This window comes from Rahnella sp. PCH160 (genome assembly GCF_047784855.1).
Lineage (GTDB): Bacteria > Pseudomonadota > Gammaproteobacteria > Enterobacterales > Enterobacteriaceae > Rahnella.
Genome location: NZ_JBLOGT010000001.1, coordinates 1,036,892 through 1,060,832 on the forward strand (window position 1 = coordinate 1,036,892; position 23,941 = coordinate 1,060,832).

25 protein-coding genes and 1 pseudogene are annotated in these 23,941 nt (G+C 50.1%); 10 read left to right on the plus strand and 16 right to left on the minus strand.

The annotated features are described in order from the left end of the window. Positions 1 to 22: 22 nt before the first annotated feature. Together ACM5QY_RS04730 and fabF are read left to right on the plus strand one after the other, a co-directional pair. Complete coding sequence (locus ACM5QY_RS04730; RefSeq protein WP_416119450.1) at positions 23 to 643, plus strand: TetR/AcrR family transcriptional regulator; 621 nt, start codon at positions 23 to 25, stop codon at positions 641 to 643. Between the two features lie 140 nt (positions 644 to 783). After that, the gene (fabF, locus tag ACM5QY_RS04735) at positions 784 to 2,058 is read left to right on the plus strand and encodes a beta-ketoacyl-ACP synthase II (RefSeq protein WP_416119452.1); all 1,275 of its coding nucleotides are present in this window, start codon (positions 784 to 786) and stop codon (positions 2,056 to 2,058) included. Between the two features lie 89 nt (positions 2,059 to 2,147). On the opposite strand, the gene ACM5QY_RS04740 is transcribed toward fabF, so the two are convergent. After that, positions 2,148 to 3,011 carry a YicC/YloC family endoribonuclease gene (locus ACM5QY_RS04740; RefSeq protein WP_416119453.1) on the minus strand — a complete coding sequence of 288 codons (864 nt, stop codon included), beginning with the start codon at positions 3,009 to 3,011 and terminating at the stop codon, positions 2,148 to 2,150. 125 nt (positions 3,012 to 3,136) lie between these two features. Here ACM5QY_RS04740 and rph point away from each other — a divergent pair, with 125 nt between their 5' ends. Continuing rightward, complete coding sequence (gene rph, locus ACM5QY_RS04745; RefSeq protein ID WP_101079933.1) at positions 3,137 to 3,853, plus strand: ribonuclease PH; 717 nt, start codon at positions 3,137 to 3,139, stop codon at positions 3,851 to 3,853. 85 nt (positions 3,854 to 3,938) lie between these two features. Then, positions 3,939 to 4,580: an orotate phosphoribosyltransferase gene (gene pyrE / locus ACM5QY_RS04750; protein ID WP_416119454.1), complete on the plus strand. Its 642-nt coding sequence runs from the start codon at positions 3,939 to 3,941 to the stop codon at positions 4,578 to 4,580. Between the two features lie 70 nt (positions 4,581 to 4,650). Here the strand turns inward: pyrE and slmA are convergent, their stop codons facing one another. From slmA to coaBC, 3 genes are all read right to left on the minus strand, one after another. Beyond that, entirely contained in the window at positions 4,651 to 5,247 is a 597-nt protein-coding gene (gene slmA, locus ACM5QY_RS04755; RefSeq protein WP_416119455.1) for a nucleoid occlusion factor SlmA, read from the minus strand. A 171-nt stretch (positions 5,248 to 5,418) separates the two neighbouring features. Further along, positions 5,419 to 5,877 carry a dUTP diphosphatase gene (gene dut / locus ACM5QY_RS04760; RefSeq protein WP_013577627.1) on the minus strand — a complete coding sequence of 153 codons (459 nt, stop codon included), beginning with the start codon at positions 5,875 to 5,877 and terminating at the stop codon, positions 5,419 to 5,421. Beyond that, complete coding sequence (coaBC, locus tag ACM5QY_RS04765; protein ID WP_416122813.1) at positions 5,855 to 7,072, minus strand: bifunctional phosphopantothenoylcysteine decarboxylase/phosphopantothenate--cysteine ligase CoaBC; 1,218 nt, start codon at positions 7,070 to 7,072, stop codon at positions 5,855 to 5,857. The genes dut and coaBC overlap by 23 nt, the downstream gene beginning before the upstream one ends. Before the next feature lie 183 nt (positions 7,073 to 7,255). On the opposite strand from coaBC, the gene radC reads away from it, so the two are divergent. The 4 genes from radC (at position 7,256) to mutM (ending at position 9,568) form a co-directional block, all read left to right on the plus strand. Next, positions 7,256 to 7,936, plus strand: coding sequence for a RadC family protein (gene radC / locus ACM5QY_RS04770; RefSeq protein WP_416119456.1), 681 nt, complete (start codon positions 7,256 to 7,258; stop codon positions 7,934 to 7,936). 266 nt (positions 7,937 to 8,202) lie between these two features. Beyond that, positions 8,203 to 8,439, plus strand: coding sequence for a 50S ribosomal protein L28 (rpmB, locus tag ACM5QY_RS04775; RefSeq protein WP_004953342.1), 237 nt, complete (start codon positions 8,203 to 8,205; stop codon positions 8,437 to 8,439). Between the two features lie 11 nt (positions 8,440 to 8,450). After that, positions 8,451 to 8,618, plus strand: a complete 168-nt coding sequence (gene rpmG / locus ACM5QY_RS04780; RefSeq protein WP_004392084.1) for a 50S ribosomal protein L33 — start codon at positions 8,451 to 8,453, stop codon at positions 8,616 to 8,618. A gap of 140 nt (positions 8,619 to 8,758) precedes the next feature. After that, positions 8,759 to 9,568, plus strand: coding sequence for a bifunctional DNA-formamidopyrimidine glycosylase/DNA-(apurinic or apyrimidinic site) lyase (gene mutM, locus ACM5QY_RS04785; protein WP_416119461.1), 810 nt, complete (start codon positions 8,759 to 8,761; stop codon positions 9,566 to 9,568). A gap of 7 nt (positions 9,569 to 9,575) precedes the next feature. On the opposite strand, the gene coaD is transcribed toward mutM, so the two are convergent. From coaD to rfaQ, 7 genes and pseudogenes are all read right to left on the minus strand, one after another. Beyond that, complete coding sequence (coaD, locus tag ACM5QY_RS04790; protein ID WP_416119462.1) at positions 9,576 to 10,058, minus strand: pantetheine-phosphate adenylyltransferase; 483 nt, start codon at positions 10,056 to 10,058, stop codon at positions 9,576 to 9,578. Positions 10,059 to 10,064: 6 nt separating this feature from the next. Then, positions 10,065 to 10,832 (minus strand): glycosyltransferase family 2 protein, encoded by a 768-nt coding sequence (locus ACM5QY_RS04795; RefSeq protein WP_416119463.1) that lies wholly within the window; start codon positions 10,830 to 10,832, stop codon positions 10,065 to 10,067. After that, positions 10,832 to 12,105 (minus strand): annotated as a pseudogene (gene waaA, locus ACM5QY_RS04800) (lipid IV(A) 3-deoxy-D-manno-octulosonic acid transferase). The gene ACM5QY_RS04795 and the pseudogene waaA overlap by 1 nt, the downstream one beginning before the upstream one ends. Positions 12,106 to 12,231: 126 nt before the next feature. Next, entirely contained in the window at positions 12,232 to 13,218 is a 987-nt protein-coding gene (locus ACM5QY_RS04805; protein ID WP_416119465.1) for a glycosyltransferase, read from the minus strand. 58 nt (positions 13,219 to 13,276) lie between these two features. After that, positions 13,277 to 14,362, minus strand: a complete 1,086-nt coding sequence (locus ACM5QY_RS04810) for a glycosyltransferase (RefSeq protein WP_416122814.1) — start codon at positions 14,360 to 14,362, stop codon at positions 13,277 to 13,279. Then, entirely contained in the window at positions 14,362 to 15,492 is a 1,131-nt protein-coding gene (locus tag ACM5QY_RS04815; RefSeq protein ID WP_416119467.1) for a glycosyltransferase family 4 protein, read from the minus strand. The genes ACM5QY_RS04810 and ACM5QY_RS04815 overlap by 1 nt, the downstream gene beginning before the upstream one ends. Next, positions 15,489 to 16,571: a putative lipopolysaccharide heptosyltransferase III gene (rfaQ, locus tag ACM5QY_RS04820; protein WP_416122815.1), complete on the minus strand. Its 1,083-nt coding sequence runs from the start codon at positions 16,569 to 16,571 to the stop codon at positions 15,489 to 15,491. Before rfaQ ends, ACM5QY_RS04815 begins: the two co-directional genes overlap by 4 nt. A gap of 206 nt (positions 16,572 to 16,777) precedes the next feature. On the opposite strand from rfaQ, the gene ACM5QY_RS04825 reads away from it, so the two are divergent. Next, entirely contained in the window at positions 16,778 to 17,734 is a 957-nt protein-coding gene (locus ACM5QY_RS04825) for a polysaccharide deacetylase family protein (RefSeq protein ID WP_416119468.1), read from the plus strand. 1 nt (position 17,735) lies between these two features. Beyond that, the gene (locus ACM5QY_RS04830) at positions 17,736 to 18,830 is read left to right on the plus strand and encodes a glycosyltransferase family 9 protein (protein ID WP_416119469.1); all 1,095 of its coding nucleotides are present in this window, start codon (positions 17,736 to 17,738) and stop codon (positions 18,828 to 18,830) included. Between the two features lie 51 nt (positions 18,831 to 18,881). Here ACM5QY_RS04830 and ACM5QY_RS04835 read toward each other — a convergent pair whose 3' ends face one another. The 5 genes from ACM5QY_RS04835 to rfaD are packed head-to-tail and all read right to left on the minus strand — an operon-like array spanning position 18,882 to position 23,919. Next, positions 18,882 to 20,048: an O-antigen ligase family protein gene (locus tag ACM5QY_RS04835; RefSeq protein ID WP_416119470.1), complete on the minus strand. Its 1,167-nt coding sequence runs from the start codon at positions 20,046 to 20,048 to the stop codon at positions 18,882 to 18,884. Further along, on the minus strand, positions 20,023 to 20,937 hold the full coding sequence (locus tag ACM5QY_RS04840) for a sugar glycosyltransferase (RefSeq protein ID WP_416119471.1): 915 nt from the start codon (positions 20,935 to 20,937) through the stop codon (positions 20,023 to 20,025). The genes ACM5QY_RS04835 and ACM5QY_RS04840 overlap by 26 nt, the downstream gene beginning before the upstream one ends. Positions 20,938 to 20,939: 2 nt before the next feature. Then, a complete protein-coding gene (gene rfaC, locus ACM5QY_RS04845) occupies positions 20,940 to 21,908 on the minus strand; it encodes a lipopolysaccharide heptosyltransferase RfaC (RefSeq protein ID WP_416119472.1) in 969 nt (322 codons plus the stop codon). Then, complete coding sequence (gene rfaF / locus ACM5QY_RS04850; RefSeq protein ID WP_416119473.1) at positions 21,908 to 22,957, minus strand: ADP-heptose--LPS heptosyltransferase RfaF; 1,050 nt, start codon at positions 22,955 to 22,957, stop codon at positions 21,908 to 21,910. The genes rfaC and rfaF overlap by 1 nt, the downstream gene beginning before the upstream one ends. Before the next feature lie 29 nt (positions 22,958 to 22,986). Beyond that, positions 22,987 to 23,919 carry an ADP-glyceromanno-heptose 6-epimerase gene (gene rfaD / locus ACM5QY_RS04855; RefSeq protein ID WP_416119474.1) on the minus strand — a complete coding sequence of 311 codons (933 nt, stop codon included), beginning with the start codon at positions 23,917 to 23,919 and terminating at the stop codon, positions 22,987 to 22,989. Between the last annotated feature and the right edge of the window lie 22 nt (positions 23,920 to 23,941).

A 23,941-nucleotide genomic window follows, 5' to 3' on the forward strand; every position in this document is an offset into this window, starting at 1 on the left:
TTTTATCTGTCCGGAGGAGTGTATGAAGCCCGAAATTCCGGTTGCGTTAACTCAGCGTGGACCAGCCGAACACGAACGGCGCGAACAAATTATTGATGCGGCATTTGAGCACTTTCGCCTCTATGGTTATGCCAAAACGTCTGTGGCGGATCTGGCTAAATCAATCGGTGTTTCAAGTGCTTATATTTATAAGTTTTTTGAGTCAAAACAAGCGATTGGTGAAGCAATCTGTTCCCAGCGTGTCGGCCAGATCGATCAGGCATTACTGCTGATTGCACAGAGCGACCAAAGTGCAACTCTGCGCCTGCGTTCAATTTTTAAAACGTTGTTAACACGTAGTCTGGATCTCTTCTTTCAGGATAGAAAGTTACACGATCTGGCCGCTATTGCTTCGGCCCAGCAGTGGAAATCCACGTTAAATCACAGGGCTGTCATGTATAGCATCGTGGAAAAAATAGTGAACGACGGGCGTGAGTCCGGTGAGTTTGAGCGCAAAACGCCGCTGGATGAAGTTTGTATGGCCATCACCAGTGTGACGACGCCGTTCTCTCACCCGCTGTTGCTGGAACAAAAAACGCCGGAGCAACTGGAAGAACGCGTTCAGGCCATCACCGGTCTGGTTCTGCGTAGCCTGGCAAAGTAGTCGCAACAAAATTTTCGAGTTACGGGTTTACAAAATCGTAATTCGTCACATACTGTCAGCCTTAAATTAAAATCGTTTCTGCCCGCTTGTGGAAGTTTCAGCAGAAACTTATGTCTTTAACAGACAGAGAGGAAATTTTTATGACTCATCGTCGAGTGGTTGTTACCGGCATGGGGGCTGTGAGTCCTCTGGGCTGTGATATCGAAACTATCTGGAAGCGCCTGCTGGCCGGTCAGTCTGGTATCCGCGTTTTGCCGGAAGAAATTGTTGCAACGCTGTCCGTGAAAATTGGCGGCCAGGTACAAACTAAGGAACAGGATCCTGAATCAGGGTTCGAACCCGACCTGTTTGTTGTACCGAAAGACCAGAAAAAAATGGACCGGTTCATTCTTTTCGCCATGGCTGCTGCCGATATGGCGATCGCGAATGCAGGCTGGAAAGCGGAAACCGCTGAACAGCAGGAACGTACTGCAACTGTAATCGGTTCTGGTATTGGTGGTTTCCCGGCGATTGCGCATGCGGTGCGTACCAACGACAGCCGTGGTGCTAAGCGTTTGTCCCCGTTTACGATCCCTTCATTCCTGGTGAATCTGGCTTCCGGTCAGGTTTCAATTAAACACCAGTTCAAAGGCCCAATCGGCGCGCCGGTAACCGCGTGTGCGGCGGGTGTTCAGGCAATCGGTGATGCCGTTCGTTTAATTCGTAATGATGAAGCGGATGTTGCACTGTGCGGTGGTGCTGAAGCGGCTATCGATACCGTCAGTCTGGGTGGTTTCGCGGCAGCAAAAGCGATGTCTGCGGGTCATGAAGATCATCCTGACAAAGCCTCCCGTCCATTCGACAGCGCCCGCGACGGCTTTGTGATGGGTGAAGGCGCAGGCATGCTGGTTATCGAAGAACTGGAACATGCAAAAGCACGTGGTGCAAAAATTCTGGCTGAAATCGTCGGTTACGGCACCAGCGGTGATGCCTACCACATGACTTCCGGTGCGGAAGACGGCAACGGCGCTGGTCGTGCGATGAAAATTGCTTTACGTCAGGCGGGCATTCAGCCTTCCGACGTACAGCATTTGAATGCGCATGCGACCTCTACGCCGGTGGGTGATTTGGGTGAAATCAACGCGATTAAAACCCTGTTCGGCACAGACGGGAAACTGGCGGTAACGTCCACTAAATCTGCCACCGGCCACTTGCTGGGCGCTGCGGGCGGTCTGGAAACTATCTTCACTATTCTGGCTGTGCGTGATCAAATCGTTCCGCCAACGCTGAATCTTGAAAACAAAGATGCAGCGGCAGAAGGCCTTAACATCGTTGGAAATACGGCGCAGAAACACGGCATTACTTACGCACTGTCCAACGGCTTTGGTTTTGGCGGCGTGAATGCGTGCGTGCTGTTGAAGCGCTGGGAAGATTAATTTCTTTCTGACTTTCAACGTTAAAGCATAAAAAAACGCCTCCGGTCAGATTGACGGGAGGCGTTTTTTATTGCATCCGAACGGGCGATTTACTCAATATTCTGAATCTGTTCGCGCATTTGTTCGATAAGTACTTTCAGCTCAATAGCTGAAGTCGTGACATCGGCATTAATAGATTTGGAGGCCAGCGTGTTCGACTCGCGGTTAAATTCCTGCATCATGAAATCAAGACGGCGGCCGACAGCCTCTTCTTTCTTCATGATTTTATGCGTTTCTTTAACGTGTGCTTCCAGTCTGTCGAGTTCTTCGGCCACATCAATACGCTGCGCCATCAATACCAGTTCCTGTTCCAGACGGGTATTTTCCAGCTGAACCTGCGCGTCTTCCAGTTTGCTCACCAGACGTTCGCGCTGCCATTGCAGAATATTTGGCATCTGGGCACGGACTTTCAAGACTTCGGTGCTGACGCCGTCGAGGCGTTGTTCAATCATCGTTTTCAGTGCAGCACCTTCGCTTTCGCGCGCGCTGATAAAGTCGTCCAGCGCGGTATCCAGCGCCAGCAGCAGTTCATTGCTGATGGCATCCAGATCCTGTTCTTCGGCCAGCATCACGCCCGGCCAGCGCAGAACTTCCAGCGGATTAATCTCGCCTTCGTCGCTTTGCATTTTTACCCATTGAGCCGCTTCAACCAGCTGTTTCGCCAGTTTTTCATTTAGCTGCAACGTGCTTTGTGCGCCCGGATCGAGATCAAAACGCAGATTACATTCGACTTTACCCCGTGTCAGACGGGCACGAATGCGCTCGCGGACAACCGGCTCCAGGCTGCGGAATTGCTCTGGCAGACGGATGTAAGTTTCGAGATAACGTTGGTTTACCGAGCGAAGTTCCCACGCGGCGCTGCCCCAGTCACCCTTAATTTCGCGTCGGGCATAAGCGGTCATACTACGGATCATGTATGCGTCCTGTTAATGTAAAGATGAAGCGATTATAGCCCCGGTGAGCGGGTCATGATAGGCATTACCTCGCGAAGTCCGTATAATGCGCAGCCAAACACGATTCGCGACCCGGAGAACTATCCATGCGTCCAGCAGGCAGAAATGCGCAACAAGTACGCCCCGTAACACTGACCCGCCATTACACTAAACACGCTGAAGGTTCCGTGCTGGTGGAGTTTGGTGATACTAAAGTGCTGTGTACCGCGACGGTGGAAGAAGGCGTTCCGCGTTTCCTGAAAGGTCAGGGACAGGGTTGGATCACGGCTGAATACGGTATGTTGCCACGCTCCACGCACAGCCGTAATGCGCGTGAAGCCGCCAAAGGCAAACAAGGTGGCCGTACTCTTGAAATTCAGCGTCTGATTGCGCGTTCTTTACGTGCGGCAGTGGATCTCAAAAAGTTGGGTGAATTCACCATCACGCTGGACTGCGATGTTTTGCAGGCTGACGGCGGTACGCGTACTGCGTCTATCTCAGGTGCCTGTGTGGCGCTGGCGGATGCACTAAACGCGCTGGTGGCAGCGGGTAAACTTAAAGCCAATCCGATGAAAGGCATGGTTGCCGCTGTTTCTGTCGGTATTGTGAAAGGCGAAGCGCTGTGCGACCTCGAGTATGTTGAAGACTCGGCTGCCGAAACGGACATGAACGTGGTCATGATGGAAGATGGCCGCATGATTGAAGTGCAGGGTACCGCAGAAGGCGAGCCGTTCAGCCACGAAGAACTGCTCACTTTACTTTCCCTCGCACGGGAGGGGATCGACACTATCTTCCAGGCGCAGAAAGCGGCGCTGGCGGAATAATTTTTTAAGGCGACTGAGAAGTCGCTTTTTTTATGGCCTGCGGGCTGACAATTGCAGATATAAGACCTTAATGAGGAGACCATCAATGAAAGCCTATCAGCGCCAGTTTATTGAGTTCGCACTGAACAAACAGGTTTTGAAATTCGGCGAATTTACCCTGAAGTCCGGGCGCATCAGTCCTTACTTCTTTAATGCCGGTTTGTTTAATACGGGCCGTGACCTGGCGTTACTGGGACGTTTCTATGCTGAAGCATTGATGGATTCAAAAATTGATTTCGATTTAGTCTTCGGGCCTGCCTACAAAGGGATCCCGATTGCGACAACCACCGCCGTCGCGCTGGCTGAACATCATGACCGCGATGTGCCGTATTGTTTCAACCGTAAAGAAGCCAAAGATCACGGCGAAGGCGGTTTACTGGTGGGCAGCCCGTTGCAGGGGCGCGTCATGCTGGTTGACGATGTGATTACCGCCGGGACGGCTATCCGCGAATCCATGGAAATCATCAATGCCCACAGTGCGACGCTGGCGGGTGTGCTGATTTCTCTGGATCGTCAGGAACGCGGCCGCGCTGATATCTCTGCAATTCAGGAAGTTGAGCGTGATTATCACTGCAAGGTGATTTCAATTATTACGCTGGCAGATTTAATTGAATATCTGGAGGAGAAAGCGGAAATGGCTGACCATCTGGCGTCTGTTCGCGCGTATCAGCAAACCTACGGCGTGTAAGATTTGGCAAAAATGAAAAAGGGCCTTTTCGGCCCTTTTTTGCATCTGTAACCCGTGTTGAAGATTGACGTTATTGCAGCTGAGCAGAAATCAGAGGCCAGCGGGTATCAAAGTCCTGAGTCGGACGATACTTGAACTCTGAACGCACAAACCGCGACAACATACCCTCGCAAAATGCAAGCAACTGGCTGGCGAGAAGGGTTTCATCAATGATGAATCCGCTGCCCTCACGCATTTTCTTTTCACGCAATACCTGCCGCAGTTGCGCTTCAATTCGCTCAAAAAGCTGGTTGATGCGGCCTTGCAGACGGTCTTGTTCGAACATCAGCGCATGACCGGTCATGATGCGGGTCAGCCCTGGATTGCGTTCTGCAAAACCTAAAATCAGCAGCAAAATCAGACGGATTCGGTTCAACGTATCTTTCTCATCCTGCAGGATAAGATTGATACGGGTGATCAGGCTGTCTTCGATAAATTCGATTAAGCTGTCAAACATCCGCGTCTTACTGGGAAAATGACGGTATAGAGCTGCTTCCGAAACGCCTACGCTGGCGGCGAGTTTCGCGGTGGTGATCCGCTGGCTGCCATCGCTGGACTGAAGCATTTGCGCTAACGCCTGCAAAATCTCTTCGCGCCGGTTCCTTTTTGTCGTTTCTTTCTCTGCCATGTCTGAATAGACCCTTGCTAAAAAACGGCTAAAATCATGGAGAAACCGCACAACTGCCGCATGAATCGCTGTGATCCTGCGGCTTATTTCGTTCCCTTGGTGTTGTTACGGTCTGATAGTGATAAGGATCTGTTCAATATCGCGTCAAAATCAGCGGTGCTGAACAGGTTCTTATTGACGGCCTGAGTGGCCAAAACCACCTTCACCGCGTTCACTGGCGTCAAAATCTTCCACCAGATTGAATTCTGCCTGAACAACAGGCACAAAGACCATTTGAGCAATGCGCTCGCCCGGTTCGATAACAAACGTTGTCTGACCGCGGTTCCAGACGGAAACCATCAGCTGGCCCTGATAATCGGAATCGATAAGGCCGACCAGGTTGCCCAGAACGACGCCGTGCTTATGGCCCAAACCGGAACGTGGCAGGATAACCGCCGCCAGATTTGCGTCACCGATATGGATAGCCAGACCGGTTGGCAGCAACGTCGTTTCGCCCGGTTTCAGCTCTACAGACGCGTCCAGACAAGCGCGTAAATCCAGACCCGCGGAGCCCGGTGTCGCGTAGGCAGGTAAAGGGAAAGTCGAACCGATGCGCGGGTCGAGAATTTTAATGTCGATTTTTTTCATCATAACGGCTGACAATCTCTTCTAATAAACGTTGACCAAGCAGGGACTTATCGCTGAGCGGTAAGATTTTATCCCCGTCCTGCCAAAAAAGATGCAAAGCATTGGTATCAGTATTGAAACCCTGCCCGGCAAGTGAAACGTTATTGGCGCAAATCAGATCCAGATTCTTGCGGATCCTTTTTTGCCGCGCGTATTCTTCCACATTCTGGGTTTCTGCAGCAAATCCCACGACATAAGGCCGGTTCTCCGTCATTGCAGCAACGCCTGCCACAATATCGGGATTTTTGACCATTTTTACAGTGATTTCATCACCTTGTTTTTTGATTTTTTCTTCAGAAACCCGCTCCGCACGGTAATCCGCAACGGCCGCACAGGAGATGAAAATCTGCTGAGACGCGGCGGAAAGCTGCACGGCTTTTTGCATATCCAGTGCACTTTCGACATCAATGCGGCGGACATTCGGCGGTGTCGGTTGTGACACCGGACCCGCAATCAGTGTGACCTGAGCCCCACGGTCTGCGGCAGCTTTGGCGATAGAGAATCCCATCTTTCCTGAACTGTGATTGCTGATGAAACGCACCGGGTCGAGCGCTTCGCGCGTCGGACCTGCGGTGACCATAATGTTCAGGTGAGCCAGATCTTTCCGGGCAGAGAAATGGGTATTGGCTAAATCGACAATCACCAGCGGATCGAGCATCCGGCCGGGGCCGATATCGCCACAAGCCTGGCTTCCGCTGTCGGGGCCCCAGATTAACGTGCCGCGCGCGGCCAGTTTTTCCAGGTTTTCCTGAGTGACAGCCGCGCGATACATCTGCTGGTTCATGGCAGGCAGTACGGCGACGGGCGCGGCGGTTGCCAGACAGACGGTCGTCAGCAGATCATTCGCCATACCGGCGTTCATTCTCGCCAGTAAATCCGCCGTTGCGGGGGCAATCAGAACTAAGTCAGCCCATTTGCCTAACTCGATATGCCCCATTGCCGCTTCGGCCGCCGGATCAAGCAGGTCATCAGAAACCGGATAGCCAGAAACGGCCTGCAGGCTCAGGGGAGTCACAAAGGATTTGGCCGCTTGTGTCATGACCACGCGCACTTCTGCGCCTCTTTCACGTAAGCGACGTACCAGTTCTGGTGCTTTATAGGCAGCGATACCACCGCTGATACCGAGCACAATATGTTTGCCGGAAAGTCCCGTCATCATCATTGTCCGATTGGTTGTTAGCCGAAAGAAGCGACATTTTAGCATAACGCGGAATGATGACAGCTATTGGCGATACTCTTATGCAGATGAATAAAAATTCTGCGTAATGCCTCGCAGGCTTTCAAACCGAAAACGCTGTCTTGCCGTGCTCTGTGCCACAATCGGCGCGTAAAAGGAGTCAGGATGACGAAAGCACAGGAAAGCTGGCCGGGCGAAATGCCGCCACGGGAAAAACTCTTACAGCAGGGCGCAAAAGGGCTGACAGATCAGGAACTGCTGGCGATTTATTTGCGTACGGGTTGCCAGGGGACGCACGTCATGGCGCTGGCGAGCAATCTTCTGGAAGAATTCGGTTCTCTGCATAAATTGCTGATGGCTGATTTTGCTTCAATGGCGGGCATTAAAGGGATGGGCGTCGCGAAATTTGCACAGTTAGTGGCGGTTTCGGAACTGTCTCGCCGGTCATATTTGCGCCACCTGAATGCTGAAAATGCGATGCTCAGCCCTGAGGTCATCCGGGAATATTTGCAGAATTTGCTGGTTTTTCGGGAAAGAGAGGTCTTTCTGGTACTTTTTCTCGACAACCAGCATCGCGTTATTCGCCATGAGGAGATGTTTGCTGGTACTATTGGGCACGTAGAAGTGTATCCACGCGAAATTGTTCGCGGTGCGATGAAGGTTAATGCGGCAGCCCTAATTCTGGCGCATAATCACCCATCGGGTCGGGCTGAGCCCAGCCTGATGGACCGGAAAGTGACTGAACAGATTATTCGAGCGTGCCAACTGCTGGAAATCCGCGTCCTCGACCATTTGGTTGTAGGCCACGGAGAAACAGTCTCTTTTGCTGAACGTGGTTGGATTTAGCATCGTTTTTTGAAGATCCTTAGGGATCTTTAGCTGTTCGGGACTTGAGCACTTACGCTACAGAGCGTATACTACGCCACCTTTGAGAATCTTGGGTTTGGCGTTAAGAGCCTATCTCAGCAGGTTTCTAACCTGATGAAATGGTTTTTACCCGACGACAGTGAGTCGGTTCTCAGTGGAGTTTGCTGAGATGGGCTCTAAAAGCCTGACGAGGCGGCCATACCCTATACGAAGCTCGAGCTGATTTGATTTTTGGAGATATAGACATGTCCCGAGTCTGCCAAGTTACTGGCAAGCGCCCGGTGAGCGGTAACAACCGTTCCCACGCAATGAACGCGACCAAACGCCGTTTTCTGCCGAACCTGCACTCCCACCGTTTTTGGGTTGAGGCTGAGAAGCGCTTTGTAACTCTGCGTGTATCTGCTAAAGGTATGCGTGTTATCGATAAGAAGGGTATTGAGACGGTCTTGGCCGATCTGCGTACCCGCGGTGAGAAGTATTAAGGAACTGCATCATGGCTAAAGGTGTTCGCGAGAAGATCAAGCTGGTTTCTTCTGCTGGTACTGGTCACTTCTATACCACTACGAAGAACAAGCGTACTAAGCCGGAAAAATTGGAACTGAAGAAATTCGATCCAGTTGTCCGTCAACACGTGATCTACAAAGAAGCTAAAATTAAATAATTTTAGTGGATTAATAAAACCCGGCTCCGGCCGGGTTTTTTATTGCCTGAAATTAGTCATTTTTCCTCAGCGCGACTTTTGTTTGCCTGATAACTGTGTCTGCGACACACTCTGAGAATCATTCTGCTAAGGGAGAAATTATGCCGGAATTACCTGAGGTTGAAACCAGCCGCAGAGGGATTGAACCCTATCTGAAAGGCCATACGATTATGCACGCCATTGTGCGTAATCCACGTCTGCGCTGGCCTGTTTCGGCAGAGATTTTGTCGCTCAGTGACCAGCCGGTGCTAAGTGTTCAGCGTCGCGCAAAGTATCTTTTGGTTGAGCTTAAAACGGGCTGGATCATCATCCATTTGGGGATGTCTGGCAGTTTGCGGATATTGCCGGAGGAAACCGAAGCGGGTAAACATGACCATGTCGATCTGGTGATGGATACCGGTTTTGTGTTGCGTTATACCGATCCGCGGCGTTTTGGTGCCTGGTTATGGTCTTCTGATCTGGCCGCCAGCAATGTTTTAGCGCATCTCGGGCCGGAGCCGCTGAGCACCGATTTCACCGCCGATTATCTGCTGGAGAAATCGCGTGCCAAAAAATCCCCTATCAAGCCGTGGCTGATGGATAACAAACTGGTAGTCGGGGTGGGCAACATCTACGCCAGTGAATCGCTGTTTGTTGCGGGCATCTCGCCGGACAAGCTGGCGCATTCACTGAAACGCAATGAGGCCGAGTTACTTGTCAGAACCATTAAAGCGGTGTTGTTGCGTTCCATTGAGCAGGGCGGAACCACGCTGAAGGATTTCCTTCAGTCGGACGGAAAACCGGGATATTTCGCGCAGGAATTGCAGGTTTATGGCCGTGCAGGCGAGCCTTGCAGGGTATGTGGTACGCCCATCGAGAGTAAGAAACACGCTCAGCGCACCACGTTTTTTTGCCCGAACTGCCAGCGGTAAAACACACTCAGGTGCTGATCTTCTCCATCAGCGCCTGAGTGATTTTTTGGGGCAGGAACGGCGTGATGTCGCCACCGTGGCGGGCCACTTCTTTCACCAGAGAGGATGAAATAAACGACCACTCCTTCGAGGGCATCATAAACACGCTTTCCAGCGTCGGCAGCAAATGCCGGTTCATATTCGCCAGCTGCATTTCATACTCAAAATCAGACACCGCACGTAAGCCACGCACCAGTACATTCGCGCCCTGCGCTTTGGCAAAATTCGCCATCAGATCGCTAAAGCCAATCACTTCGACATTCTTCAGATGCGCAGTGACCTGTGTTGCCAGCGCTACGCGCTCATCCAGAGTAAACATCGGTTTTTTACTTGGGCTGGCGGCAATCGCCAGAATGACGTGATCGAACATCAGCGCAGCACGCGTAACGATATCAAGATGTCCGTTAGTCAGCGGGTCGAAAGTACCGGGATAAATTGCCTTAGTGCTCATAAAGGCTCACTTTTGCAGTTGGTGGCTGAGCGCCCACAGGGCGGCATATTTATTGAAAGTATACTGCGCATTGACGCCCGCCAGGATAAAACCCTGTTTGCCATCCAGAAAACCCGCCCGCAGGATCCAGGTTTTTACGAATGCGCCCAACGTGTGCGAAATGACAGAGGAAAAACTGCAACGACGACCTTGCTGATGACGCTGACTGGCCCATGCTTCGGCATAACTGAGCTGCTTACGCTGGAAGGCAAAGAAATCCCGGCAAGTCAGGTGCAGTAAATCGCCTTGTAAAGGGACAACGGCGGCGTTGCCAGTATTCAGCGATTCATGAACTAAATCATCGTTATAGCGGAAGGATGATGCGTATAAGCGGTTAACGCGATCAGGATACCATCCGCTGTGGCGCATAAATTTCCCGAGGAATAAATTACTGCGACCGAGGCTATAAACGGTGTTTTCCTGCGGGTTATTCAGAACGTTTTCAACCGACTGACGCAGTTCCGGGGAAATCCGTTCGTCTGCGTCGATCATCAAAATGTAATCGCCGGTCGCATAGCTTTGCGCTAACTGGCGCTGCTTGCCAAAACCCGGCCACTGCACGTTGGTGAAAACTTTCGCGCCGAACTGACGGGCAACGTCCGGCGTGGCATCTTCACTGCCGGAGTCGAGCAGGATGATTTCATCTGCCCAGGCCACAGACTCAAGGCATTCGGGCAGCAGATCTGCTTCATTGCGTGCAATCAGCACGACGGATAAACGTTTTTTGTCGGCCATTAATGACCTCGCACAGGCAGATAAGGCTCCAGTAAATGCAGCAGGCGTTGAAGCGCGCCCTGATTTTGATGCAAGACTTCTACCGCGTGACGCCCGTAATACAGACGATAGTCTTCATCTGTCAGCAGCGTGGAGATTTCTTTAACCAGCGACGGCGTATCCGTCACGGTGATCAATCCGTCGTCCTGCGCAAGTTTGGCGCAGATATCTTTGAAGTTGAACGTATGCGGGCCCATCAGTACAGGAATAGCATGTGCTGCGGCTTCAAGAGGGTTATGCCCCCGCGGTCGACCAGACTGCCGCCAACAAATGCCAGATCGGCAATTCCGTACAGCAGCATTAATTCGCCCATCGTATCACCGATCACCACCTGCGTTCCCGATGAAGGTACTTCGCCGGTACTGCGCTGTGTGAAGGTCAGACCCGCTTTACGCGTCAGTTCACACGCGACCGGGAATCGTTCCGGGTGGCGTGGAACCAGAATGAGCAGCAACGTCGGGTGAGACTTCAGCAATTCTTTATGTGCGTCCAGCAGCAGGATTTCTTCCCCTTCATGCGTACTGGTCGCAATCCATACCTGACGGCGCGACGCCCACTGGCTGCGAAGTGCGATGGCTTTAGCCGCTAATTCCGGGGTGACTGAAATATCAAATTTCAAACTGCCGGTCACCGCGAGCTGATTACGTTTCAGCCCCAGCGAAAGGAAACGGTCGCCATCTTCCTGATTTTGCGCGGCAATCAGCGTGATGCGTTGTAAAACCGTGCGAATAAACTTGCCCAGTTTTTGGTAGCCTTTAGCTGAGCGCTCAGAAAGGCGCGCGTTGGCAATCACCAAAGGAATTTTACGACGATGCAGAGCGCTGATGAGGTTTGGCCACAGCTCGGTTTCCATAATGATAACCAGCTTGGGGTTCACTTCATCAAGAAAACGGTTCAGCGATCCGGGCAGATCATAAGGCAAATAAACGTGATGAACACCGGCACCAAAAGCGGACTGAACACGCTCAGAGCCTGTTGGTGTCATGGTGGTGACTGTGATAGGCAATGAAGGATAACGATGGCGCAGCGCGCGGACTAAAGGAATGGCCGCCAGCGTTTCGCCCACGGAGACGGAATGCAGCATGATGCCACCCGAAACCACCTTCCCCTTGCAGAAGCCATAACGTTCAGCCCAGCGTTTACGGTATGCCGGTGACTTCCGGCCACGTACCAGCAAACGGATCCAGATAAGAGGCTGGATGAGGTATAGAAGAACTGTATACAGCGTTTGCAACATAATATCCGTGAAGTCTCGAGTAGGGTTGGAATTCTAAGTTTTTAGCCAAATCAAAGCGAATACTTTTAACGCCAGAGGCAGGGCGGCCGCGCATTACGATGCGATAGCCTTCCGGCACGGGATCTATCCACTGATTAATTTTCGCAATTTGAAATACCGACGGCCAAGCCGCCAGCGGAGGCGGAAAGTATTGGCGTTACGCCACATCAGGTTCCAGATGCCTTGCTGAAAAATTTCCTCAACCAGCTTTTTTTTCAACGCCGGGTCTTTTATTTTGTCGACGGTATGAAGAATACCCAAACCTTCTTTCGCTATTTGCCATTTACACCCCGGAATTTTAGCGACTTTTTCCGGGTACCGATGATTGATATCATCCAGCATACGCAGAATCTTCATGTAATGATGCGCAGAACGAACCTCGGTGGCATCACCGTCCGTTTTATGTGAAACCGAATTCGAATGGATTAAATAATCGTAGAAAACATCGCTGGTATATTGAACACGATCTGCCGCCAGCAGTATCTCGGTGGTCCACGGAATATCCTGATGTCTCAGGCCCGGCTCAAAAGAAAAGTGATGGCATTGAATAAAGTCATGGTTGTAGATATTTAACCAGGTGACATGCAGAAATTTGCGGGAGTCGAGTGCCTGTTTGAGCCAGACGTCACCGGATAAAACATCTGTCGAAGATAAGCGCTCAGGCGGGAAGATTATTTTGCTTTCGTCACTATCTTCATAAACATATCGCCCATTGCACGTTGCGACATCCAGTGAGTTTTTTTCAGCCATCTCCAGCAGTTTCTGATACATACCAGGATGAATGTTGTCATCTATGTCCGGAAATGCCAGATACTGGCCGGTGGCTTGTGATAAACCGTGATTACGTGCAGCGGAAACCCCCTGATTTTCAATCGTGAATACCTTGAACATCTTGAAAGAGGCCCGGTAGGATTCAATAATTTCTGCACTTTTATCCGTTGAACCGTCATTAACAACAATCATCTCAAAATGGGTTAATGCCTGCTGGATGATATTGTCGAAAAAGTGGGCGAGAAATTGCTCCCCGTTATAAACGGCAACGATAATACTCAGTGAAGGGGTCTGTAGCATAATGGTCCTGAAATAAACGTAGAGCAGCAGGTGCTCAGAATGAATTCTTGTTTAGCTGTCAGGCATTTTTTGCCAGCGAACAATATTGTTCACAAATAGGTTTAATGCCAAAGCCCGATAAAGATTTTTGATTGATTTGTGGGGGATGTTGGTAAATATCCGCCATCACTTTGGCTAAATCATGGCTGTTGAGCTGAGCTAATCCGCGCGCAAGTTCCCCTTTCAGGATTTCAGCCGGGCCGCCCGGACAACGGGTACTGACGACCGGTGTTGCCAGCAGCAGGGCTTCAACCAGCACATTCCCAAACCCTTCGCTGTCCGAACTTAACACCAACATTGCTGCATTTCGAATGAAAGGATAAGGGTTGGGCCTGAATCCGAGAAACAGAACCTTGTCTTTTACGCCAAGATCCTGAGCTATTTTTTTCAGTTTCTCTGTTTGTGCCTCTGAACCTTGTCCTAGCAGAACCAGCGGGAGTTCAATGTGGCTTTCGGCATAAGCCTGAATCAGCCGGTCGTGACGCTTACTCTCATGAAAACGGCCCACATGAATCAGGTATGAATCAGGTGGAAATTCACATTCCTGCGCAGCCGCCTGCCTGATAGCATCGATATCGAACGGATTGTAGATGACCCTGAGTTGTGAAGGACGAAGTTCGAAATGGGATAAATCATCCGCTACAGCTTGTGAAACAGTGACGATATTCCGGTTCTGATAAACGCTTTTTATCTTAAGTTTTTTCATCCAGCGGCTCAGGCCTGTCCGGTGCCCCAGATAAGACGTCGAGAACATACCGTGTAAACAGAACCAGACTTTATGACGGGGAAGGCATTTACTGCGGGCGACGATGCGATCGGTTTTGTGCAGGTTTGATAACACTAAATCGAACTCTTCGCTGGCCTGTACGGCCTGATCAAGCAACCGCGCCCGGCGTGAAAGCTCGGTGATTTTTCGCCAAGGTGTGCGGCTTTTATCACTGATCACCCGGTATGTCAGACCTTCCGGCAGCGGATACTCACAAACGTCTCTTAATGAAAATAGCGAGACCCGGTGTCCGGCGCGCAAAAAACCTTCCGCTAAGGTCAGAACAACCTTCTCGGCACCGCCGCCTGGCAAACCATCAATAACAATCAGAATATTCATCATCGGCTCAGAAGCTGTTTATAGAGTGTCAGGAGCTGTTCCGAAAGGCGCTGAGGCGTATTGTTCATGACCGTTTCCCGTGAGTGTAGAGACTCGCGAGAATCTACCACATTCGACGGCAGAGCCATAATCGCTTGCTGCAGGTCGTTGATATTCAGCGCATCACAAACGAATCCGTTTCTTCCGTTCTCAATAAACTCGGCTCCGCCACAGGTCGGTGTGGTGATCACGGGCAGACCGCAGGCCATGGCTTCAAGGATCACGTTGGGGAACGGATCGTATAGCGTAGGAAGTAACAGTCCGTCGGCCATTTGATAGAACGGCAGCGTGTTTTGCTGAACACCATAGAAATGTACCTGATCTTTACAGCCGGTTGCTGCCGCCAGTTCCCGATAGCGTGGTTCATTTTTATCTTTGCCGACCACCAGCAAATGTCGCTGCGTTCCTGAAATCGCTTTGATTGCCGCGTCCAGCCCTTTGCGTTCAAAGCCCGAACCGACGTAAATCAGGCAGGTCGCATTCTCAGGAAGACCGTATTGCCGGCGCAACTGAGCACGCAGCGAGGCTGTGCCGGGTATAAAATGCTGATTGTTTACAGCGTTATAAATGACGTGAATTTTTTCTGCAGGCACTGAAAACTGTTCGATGATTTCCTTTTTAACCATTTCAGCATTGCAGATAACCGCTTTCAGCTCGGGCGCTGCATACATCGCCTTCTCCGATTGCATCACGTAACGGTGGAAACGGTCAGTAAAAAGTCTTTTCGCCTTGTGCCTGGGCAGCAATCGAGAACGTTCTTCGAGCCACCTGACGTGAACGCCATCACCGGCCCGGTACAAATCACAACCCGGGATCCGCTCATGGCTTTGGACCAAATCGAAATGTTCTTTCTGCCAGATTTGCCGGGCCGCGTTGGCAAAACCGCGTTCCCTGCTTACGCGGCCAAATTTCCAGGGATTGCAGAGGTGCACATTCCAGTCGGGATTAATATCACCCTGCCATTCGCGGGTGATGACATTAAGCTCGATGTTTTGGTTTTCAAGTGCTTCAAGCGCCCTGGAGACAAATCGCTCGGCACCTCCGTCAGGGCGATATTTCTGTCTAACTAAAGCTAGCCGGAATGCTTTCATGCTAATAATCTCCTGGCCGCATCAGTCACGACGTCAACGGGAATGGCATTCAGATAACGTTCTGACGTGTTGGTATCGATATTGTCCGGATCAGGAAGGGGGCCGTAATCACCGGCCCAAATAACTTCACCGATCGCGTCCCACGGCCGCCAGAAAACCAGTTTTGAAGGGCCAAACAGGGCGATGAGCGGGGTTTTCAATGCTGCAGCCATATGCATCGGGACAGAATCTACACCAATAAACAGCGCGGCACCGTCAATCAGCGCGGCGAGCTGGCGTAATGTTAATTTGCCGGCAAGAGAAGTCACCTTGATTTGCGGACAAAGTTTCAGGATACGGTCGACCATGGCGAGCTCGTGCTTATCTGGCCCGGAAGTGACGACCAGGGGATATCCTTCATCGTGCAACTGCGTCAACATGGCGGCCATTTTTTCTTCTGACCAACATTTGAAAAACCACCGTGAAGTTGGTTGCACCACAATATAGCGATTGGGAATATGATTTTCTTGTAAAAAATGCTGAATTTTCTCACCGTCTTCCTGAGCATAACTCATTGTAGCTTCGGGCTTTAACGACGAAAGCTGAAGAGGTTCCAGCAGGGAGAGGTTTTGCTCAACGGTGTGAAGGGCGTGATGATTTTTCGTGCTGACTAACTGCGTGTGGCAAAAACGCCAAAATAGTCCCTGACGTTTTGGGAAATCAAAGCCCAGGCGGACGGGCGCGCCGGTGAGCCGGGTAGCGATAGCACTTCGCCACTGATCGCTTAAGTTGAGGGTCAGGTCATAATGGCGGGACATGACCTGTTTCATTAAACGAATTTCATGACCCATGTGAGACAGCGCGCCGAGTTTTTTCCAGGTGCGGTCGATGCAGTGCAGATGATGAATTGCAGGATTTGCCGCCAGCATATCGCGGGTTTCCTGGTATATCAGCATATCAATTTCGGCGTCAGGGTAGCGTGCTTTCAATGTATTGACGACAGGGGTCGTCAATAGCATATCGCCGTGGTGACGCAGTTTGATGATAAGGATACGCCTGATAGAGGAACCCGGATTTTGTGCATGAGCCGTCGTCATAATTCATCACTGTTTAGGAATCAAAGCACGATTCTAAAGTACACTGAAGCCTCAGGCTATACCCAACGCGGTTCTTGCGTTGTGGGTGGAAATCCCAAAAAATAGAAACAATCCAATAAATTGTTGTCTTAACGGTATGTTTGCATGCGCATCCCCTCGTAACAGACATCCTGTACGTTTGATTAATAAGATAAAATTAGGCCAGTTCAATGAAAAAACCCGCATTTATCATCACCATAGATACCGAGGGTGACAATCTTTGGCAAAATCATGAGCGCATTTCCACCGAAAACACCCGCTTCCTGCCGCGATTCCAGAGCCTGTGTGAAAAGTATGCTTTCAAACCGGTTTATCTGACGAATTATGAAATGGCGCAGGACGCTGCTTATGTGGAGTTTGCCAGTGATGTGATCAAACGGGGTCAGGGCGAAGTGGGCATGCATTTACACGCCTGGAACAGTCCTCCGCTTGTTGCGCTGACCGATGATGACTGGCGACATAAACCTTATCTGATTGAATTCCCGGCAGAACAAATCAAAGCCAAAGTGGCGTTTATGACAGAACTGCTGGAAGACAATTTCCAGACCAAAATGCTCAGCCATCGCGCGGGTCGTTGGGCCTTTAATGAATACTACGCGTCGCTGCTGGTTGAGCAGGGGTATCTTGTTGATTGTTCAGTGACGCCGCATGTGAACTGGTCATCTTCACCAGGTAATCCCAAAGGCACCGGCGGAACGGATTATAGCCGTTTCCCGAAAGAGGCCTATTTCATCGACCTCAACGATATTGCGAAAGCGGGTAACTCTCCGCTTCTTGAAGTCCCGATGAGTATTCAGTTGAAGCACTCCGGACTGCTCAACCAAATTAAGAGCGGATACGATAAGCTTCGGGGCAAAAATCGTTCGCCCTCTACGCTCTGGTTGCGCCCCTCTGGCGGCAATGTTGAGAATATGCAAAAAGTGGCGGAACATTCTCTTAAGCAGGGTTCCGACTACATCGAGTTTATGCTGCATTCTTCTGAGTTTATGCCTGGCGGAAGCCCGACGTTCAAAAATGAGCATGACATCGAGAGGCTCTACGAAGATTTAGAAAAGCTGTTTAGCTGGATAAGTGAACGGTCACAAGGGATGACGCTGGCTGAATATTATCAATGGAAGATAAAATAAGATGTCGCAGAAAAGAATGAAAACGTTTTGGATTAATCTTTTCTTACATTGCTATGTCAGGATTAAGCCTACCCTTAAAAGCCGGGAGTCATTCTCGTCGAAAGAGAATTTCAAAAATATTGCCATTTACTCGACCACTGCACTCGGCGATTTAATGTTCAATACACCAGCGATTCGCGCGATAAGACAACGTTATCCCGACGCATTCATTACACTGGTTTCCAGTGAAAAGAATAAAACGCTCGTTGAAGGAAGCCATTTTTTTGACCGGATTGTGTATTGGGATGAAAAAGTAAAAAATGTCCGGAAACTTATTGCTCGCCTCAGAGAGCGGCAACCTGAGTTAACGGTGATTTTACACTCAAAAGCACCCTACGATATTCTGAGCGCAGTGATGTCCGGTTCCCAATATATCCTCAAGGATATTTACGGCGGTAAGAAAATTGAGATGGAGAAGTGGCTGGTCAACGAAGGGTCGGTTTTAAGTTGCCATCTGATTCAACGAAAATTGAATATGTGCAGTTTATTAGGGTGTGATGTCTCCAATAAGGAAATGGTTATTCCTGTTGGTTTCCCACATATTAATAAAGAGACCGGAAAGAAAATTATTGGTTTTCAGATGGGTGCCTCTGAGCCGATAAGGTGCTGGCCGATTTCAAAATTTTCAGAGCTCGCCAGGGCTATATTCCAACTGGGGCCAGAGTATGAAGTGGCGCTGATTGGGACGAAAATGGAACTGGCTTATGAGAAAACTTTTCTGAATTTATTGCCGGAAGATGAAGCAAAAAGGGTGACCAGCTACATCGGCAAAACCGATCTGAAGCAACTGATGGGTATCATAGAAAATATGGATGTGCTCATTACCGGGGATACCGGGCCACTGCATCTTGCCGTTGCGCTGAAAACAAAAACTGTCAGCCTTTTTGTGACCGCGAATCCCGACCATACAGGGCCTTATCAGGATAGGGAATTGCATCAGATTATGCGTGTTTCTGCGGATATTAAAAATCTTGCCGCGGATATTAAGATACAACCTTTGGCTATCATTAACGCAGAGGATGTTCTGGAAAAAATCGAACTGTTGTTGCCGCGCTGATGATGAGAGCAAGGGAATAGCCGCTGTTCCCTTGCTCATTTTTACCCTTTCCTATCTGGCTTTCTTTATCTGTCCGGTCAGTAAAACGGCTATCGGGAACCAGAATAAGTACCAGCATTCGCTGGGATTACCGATATTGAACATTCCCTGAGAAACATAAAAGATCAGCATGAATATAAAGATAGCTGCCTCAAAGCGCCTGTCTTCTTTTATGTAGCCAAACGCCCTGCGAGCGATATAACCCAGCAGCAGCAGAAGTGAAACTAAACCTATCAACCCGCCTTTCAGCATGGCACCCAGATACAAGCTGTGGGTTGTGGTGATGTGCTCGCCACTGTAGTTGATGAAATTCAGGCTCTTATCAAAACCGTAACCGAAAATAATGTCCGGAGATACCACCTCAAACGTATGTCGCCAGATACTGAGACGTAAGTAAATCTGTGATGACAACTCCTGAAAACGTTCTATGACCATCTCAGTAATACCGATATAGGACATTGCTGTAATGACGACGGCCAGCACGATGGCGGCAATGAAAACGTTTTTCCTGGAAAGAATTTTGTAGTGGGACGTTACGATGAGCGAGATCATCAGGGCAATAAAAGGCCCGCGGCTTTGAGTGAGTAATAATGCGATGAAGAGTATAGATGCCGTGATAATAAATACAGGCTTCTTGCTTTCTTTGAACGCCAGCAATGACAGAATTACCCCGATGGAGAAATATCCTCCAACATCAATGACATTGCTCGGTCCGGGAGATAAAGAGCTATCGAGACGGTTGGTCAGTAAATTCTGATAATCAACAACGATTAAGAAAAGCGCCAAAGCAACAAACCCGAAAATTATTGCGGCCAGCGCAATATCTCTCTTCTCGCTGCTTAAAATTGTCGCGACCATGGCGACAAAGATCAGGATGTATAAACTGTGCGTTAACGCTGATTCGAGATTGGACGGAATGTCGCCCCAAAGTGTACTTAATGAGAAATACACAAGATAGATTGAGCAAAAAACCAGGCCGTAAAGCATTTGTTTTTTGTGCAGCAGGTTGTCGCGAAAGGCTTTGTTTCTGAAAATAAGGAAAAGGAAAATTATTCCCGATAAATGGAAGAGGTTTGTCGATCTTGTGTAGCCACAAAAAATCGCACTAAAGAAAAGAAATAATGTAAAGAATAAATAATAAAGATGCTCTGCATTAATTCTTTTTAAAAAATGCATCATTATATGAAACCTTTTCAAAAATGTAGTCTGGAATAGCACTATTGACTGAAAGATTAATAACTCTTATTTTTTTATCTTTAAGTAATAAGCTGGCATGTTCAAATGCAGGTAAAACAAGGCTTGTAAAAATACCTTTAAGGTTCGTGGGTTGCTTTTCGCTCTGGCTTTCATAAAACCGGGGTTTATCAAAGTTGTTCATATCCAGGCCTGCGATGAACAACTCATTAAAACCGAGATACAGTGAAATTTGCAATGCCCAGTAAATTACTGTGCCGGCATCAAAAATCCCCTTGCGGATATCCATAGAAAACCCGATATCTGCACGGTCCTGAGTAAACGCCGCAGCGTTCTCTTTTATATAAAAATCTTTTAGCTCATGAGGCTTCAGGGCTGGTTGGTAAATTTTACAGGCGGCATCTTCAATAAGCGCTAATGTGCATTGAAGATTTTCCAACCCGATACGGTCAATAATTCTGGCTATACCATGTGCTGTGGTGAATAACGTCAAACCGCGTGTAGCGACAATGTTAGCCACGATTTCGGGCTTTTTATCGAAGAACCCCATGTCTACGATAACGTAAAATGAGAATTCAAAAAATTGGCTTAGCGACCATGCCCCGTTAACACCAAAAGCCGGAACCGGGAGTGGTGGTTGGGTAAAATCAATTTCTTTTACAGAAGGACCGGTGGCGGTCAGCATTAGCGGGCCTGAAAACTTTCCTTTTAAGGAGGAAAGATCGGCAATGGGTACAGACTGGCCGCGATACTCGAGTTTCTTTATTTCCCCCGTAGCTGCCCTGCCTATTTTCATATAGGGCCATAGGGTTTCGTTGTGTCTGAATGACCGCGGGTGGGTGTATCGGTAAACCTGTTTAAACAAAGATCCCACGATTAACCGACCTCCTCATCAAGCAGTGCTTTTACCTGTTGCGGAAGAATATTCGCCATTTGATTCCCGGTTAACGGGCGGCAAATAAACTGATTCTTCCCATATCCCCCGATCAGCCCCGGATCTGTCGGGCCGTAAAGCGTGATATTCGGGCGGTCCAGCGCAGCCGTTAAATGACTCAGGCCGGTATCGACTGAAACCACCGCTTTCGCCCCTGCCAGCACTTCGGCCACATTTTGCAGGCTTAATTTGGGTAATACTTCAACCAAGGGAAAACCGTCTGCAAGTCGCAGTGCGCGCTGATATTCGTGTTCCGCTCCCCACGGCAGCTTGATACGGATATTTTGCGTGCTGAACAGGCCGATCAGTTCGCGCCAATGTTCTTCCGGCCAGTGTTTATCGGCGCGGGTGGTGGCGTGCAGAAATACCAGATACTGACCTGCATCTTCCGGTGGGTGTGAAAGAAATCGCGCGGCGATGGCGTAGTCGCCCTGAATCGCAGGTTTTTTATAGCCCAGGCTTTTTGCAAAAAGTTCGCGGGTACGCTCTACAGCATGTTGTTTCTTATCGATTTCGTGGCGCTGGTTGTAGAACCAGCTGGCAAAAGGCTCGCGGGCACTTTTGCAGTCCTGACCGTGCTTCTCGCCTTTTGCGACACGGGTAATCAGCGCCGCGCTTTTGATCAGGCCTTGTGCGTCGATGACAGCATCGTAAGTCCGGGATTGCACTTCACGTTTGAAATCGCAGCGTTGCTGGCGGGTTTCAGAACCAAACCAGTTCTTGCGCCAGCGCCGGATGGCCACCGGGATCACGCGATCTACCGCCGGATGCCAGCCGGGAATTTGCGTGAAACCTTCCTCCACGACCCAGTCAAAGCGGATACCGGGGATGGCCTGCATGGCATCGGTCAGTGCGGGGAGAGTATGCAGAACGTCACCCATTGACGATGTTTTGACGATGAGAACCCGCATTACTGCTCCTTCCCTGTATTCAGTAACTGACTTAATTCCTGATAAACCTGTTCTGGATGAATGTCGATCAGACTCTGGTGATAGCCTTCTTCCGCATCGCCTTTACGGACTTTATGGTAGCCGGTAATGAGGCGAATGACTTTGGCCTGATGGCTGAGCGGCGGGGTGAAATCCGGGCTGCTCGGCCCGTAAAGGGCAACCAGCGGTTTATCCAGCGCGGCGGCGACATGCATCAGCCCTGAGTCATTGCTGACCACGGCCTGACAGGCGGCAATCATTACCACGGCCTGATCCAGTGAGGTTTTACCTGCCAGATTCAGGCAGAAAGGCTGCGCGCTTTCGGTCAAGGCAAGGCGGATTTGTTCTCCTGCCGGATGGTCTTTCGCAGAACCGAAGAGCACGACCTGCTGGCCTTCGCCAATCAGTTTTTCGGCCAGAGCGGCGTAATGATAGTGCGGCCAGCGCTTTGCCGGGCCAAATTCTGCACCCGGACAAAAACCCACTAACGGCCTGTTGTCATCGACAGCAAATGAGGTTTTAACCGCTGCAACTTCCGCTTCTGACACCTGTAATTTCGGCCAGAGAATCGGCTGCGGTATATCGGCAGCGGTGCGGATTTGTTGCGCGTCAAAGCCCAACGCGGCATAGCGCTGAACCATCAGAGGAAAGGCGGCTTTATCGAGAACTCGCAGATCATTGAGCAGGCCATAACGCATTTCGCCACGCCAGCCGGTACGCTGAGGAATGCGGGCAAAGAACGGAACCAGTGCCGATTTAAACGAATTAGGCAGCACGAAGGCGCGCTGATAATTTTCGCCACGCAGCGAAATGCCCAGACGGCGGCGCTCCCCAAGTTCCAGAGCACCGTGACCCAGCGGCATCGGCAGAGCCTGACGCACTTCCGGCATCCGGTCGAGCAATGGTCGGCACCATGCCGGTGCCATCACGTCGATTTGCGCGTCCGGATGCGCTGCTTTCAGCGTGCGGTAGAGACTTTGTGACATCATCATGTCACCGACCCATGACGGCCCAATTACCAGTATTTTCATACCGTTAATCCATTCCTCAATCAGCGGACTTATACTGTGCGGTTAAGCCAGCTCATGTATTCCGTTACGCCTTCAGCAACCGTTTTGAACGGTTTGTCGTAACCGGCATTACGCAGCGCGGTCATATCGGCCTGCGTAAAGGATTGATAACGGCCTTTCAGTTTTTCCGGGAAAGGAATGTATTCGATATCGCCAGATTTGTGGTAAGCAACTACGGCATCCGCAACGGCCTGGAACGATTCTGAACGGCCCGTCCCGCAGTTGAAAATACCGGAAACACCGTTCTGCCAGAACCACAGGTTCACAGCGGCAACATCGCCCACGTAGATAAAATCGCGTTTGAAGCCTTCACTGCCTGAGAACAATTTCGGATTTTCACCGGCGTTGATCTGGTTGTTCAGGTGGAATGCTACGCTGGCCATGCTGCCTTTATGGCCTTCACGCGGTCCGTAGACGTTGAAGTAACGGAAACCACAGATCTGCGAATCAGCCTGTGGCAGGATTTCGCGAACATACTGGTCAAACAGGAACTTGGAGTAGCCGTAGACGTTCAGCGGCTGTTCGTATTTACGGTCTTCAACAAAGCTGGTGCTCTGGCTACCGTAAGTGGCGGCGGAAGAGGCGTAAAGGAAAGGAATGCTGCGATCGAGGCAATAGTGCAGGATATCTTTGGAATACTGATAGTTGTTATCCATCATGTACTTGCCGTCCCACTCGGTGGTGGAAGAGCAGGCGCCTTCATGGAAAATGGCGTCGATATCACCCAGATCGTCGCCGGCTACAATGCTGGCAATAAAATCTTCTTTGTCGCAGTAATCCGCGATATCCAGATCAACCAGATTGACGAATTTGGTGCCGTCTTTCAGATTATCGACCACCAAAATATCGCGGTATCCCATATCATTGAGCGATTTAATAATATTGCTGCCGATAAAACCAGCGCCGCCAGTGACGATTATCATGGGATTCACCTTTAATCTTTTG

Excerpts from the sequence above, each read along its gene's own strand:
- ACM5QY_RS04730 (WP_416119450.1), top strand. The coding sequence starts at position 23 with ATGAAGCCCGAAATTCCGGTTGCGTTAACTCAGCGTGGACCAGCCGAA.
- fabF (WP_416119452.1), top strand. The coding sequence starts at position 784 with ATGACTCATCGTCGAGTGGTTGTTACCGGCATGGGGGCTGTGAGTCCT.
- ACM5QY_RS04740 (WP_416119453.1), bottom strand. The coding sequence starts at position 3,011 with ATGATCCGTAGTATGACCGCTTATGCCCGACGCGAAATTAAGGGTGAC.
- rph (WP_101079933.1), top strand. The coding sequence starts at position 3,137 with ATGCGTCCAGCAGGCAGAAATGCGCAACAAGTACGCCCCGTAACACTG.
- pyrE (WP_416119454.1), top strand. The coding sequence starts at position 3,939 with ATGAAAGCCTATCAGCGCCAGTTTATTGAGTTCGCACTGAACAAACAG.
- slmA (WP_416119455.1), bottom strand. The coding sequence starts at position 5,247 with ATGGCAGAGAAAGAAACGACAAAAAGGAACCGGCGCGAAGAGATTTTG.
- dut (WP_013577627.1), bottom strand. The coding sequence starts at position 5,877 with ATGATGAAAAAAATCGACATTAAAATTCTCGACCCGCGCATCGGTTCG.
- coaBC (WP_416122813.1), bottom strand. The coding sequence starts at position 7,072 with ATGATGACGGGACTTTCCGGCAAACATATTGTGCTCGGTATCAGCGGT.
- radC (WP_416119456.1), top strand. The coding sequence starts at position 7,256 with ATGACGAAAGCACAGGAAAGCTGGCCGGGCGAAATGCCGCCACGGGAA.
- rpmB (WP_004953342.1), top strand. The coding sequence starts at position 8,203 with ATGTCCCGAGTCTGCCAAGTTACTGGCAAGCGCCCGGTGAGCGGTAAC.
- rpmG (WP_004392084.1), top strand. The coding sequence starts at position 8,451 with ATGGCTAAAGGTGTTCGCGAGAAGATCAAGCTGGTTTCTTCTGCTGGT.
- mutM (WP_416119461.1), top strand. The coding sequence starts at position 8,759 with ATGCCGGAATTACCTGAGGTTGAAACCAGCCGCAGAGGGATTGAACCC.
- coaD (WP_416119462.1), bottom strand. The coding sequence starts at position 10,058 with ATGAGCACTAAGGCAATTTATCCCGGTACTTTCGACCCGCTGACTAAC.
- ACM5QY_RS04795 (WP_416119463.1), bottom strand. The coding sequence starts at position 10,832 with ATGGCCGACAAAAAACGTTTATCCGTCGTGCTGATTGCACGCAATGAA.
- ACM5QY_RS04805 (WP_416119465.1), bottom strand. The coding sequence starts at position 13,218 with ATGCTACAGACCCCTTCACTGAGTATTATCGTTGCCGTTTATAACGGG.
- ACM5QY_RS04810 (WP_416122814.1), bottom strand. The coding sequence starts at position 14,362 with ATGAATATTCTGATTGTTATTGATGGTTTGCCAGGCGGCGGTGCCGAG.
- ACM5QY_RS04815 (WP_416119467.1), bottom strand. The coding sequence starts at position 15,492 with ATGAAAGCATTCCGGCTAGCTTTAGTTAGACAGAAATATCGCCCTGAC.
- ACM5QY_RS04825 (WP_416119468.1), top strand. The coding sequence starts at position 16,778 with ATGAAAAAACCCGCATTTATCATCACCATAGATACCGAGGGTGACAAT.
- ACM5QY_RS04830 (WP_416119469.1), top strand. The coding sequence starts at position 17,736 with ATGTCGCAGAAAAGAATGAAAACGTTTTGGATTAATCTTTTCTTACAT.
- ACM5QY_RS04835 (WP_416119470.1), bottom strand. The coding sequence starts at position 20,048 with ATGATGCATTTTTTAAAAAGAATTAATGCAGAGCATCTTTATTATTTA.
- rfaC (WP_416119472.1), bottom strand. The coding sequence starts at position 21,908 with ATGCGGGTTCTCATCGTCAAAACATCGTCAATGGGTGACGTTCTGCAT.
- rfaF (WP_416119473.1), bottom strand. The coding sequence starts at position 22,957 with ATGAAAATACTGGTAATTGGGCCGTCATGGGTCGGTGACATGATGATG.
- rfaD (WP_416119474.1), bottom strand. The coding sequence starts at position 23,919 with ATGATAATCGTCACTGGCGGCGCTGGTTTTATCGGCAGCAATATTATT.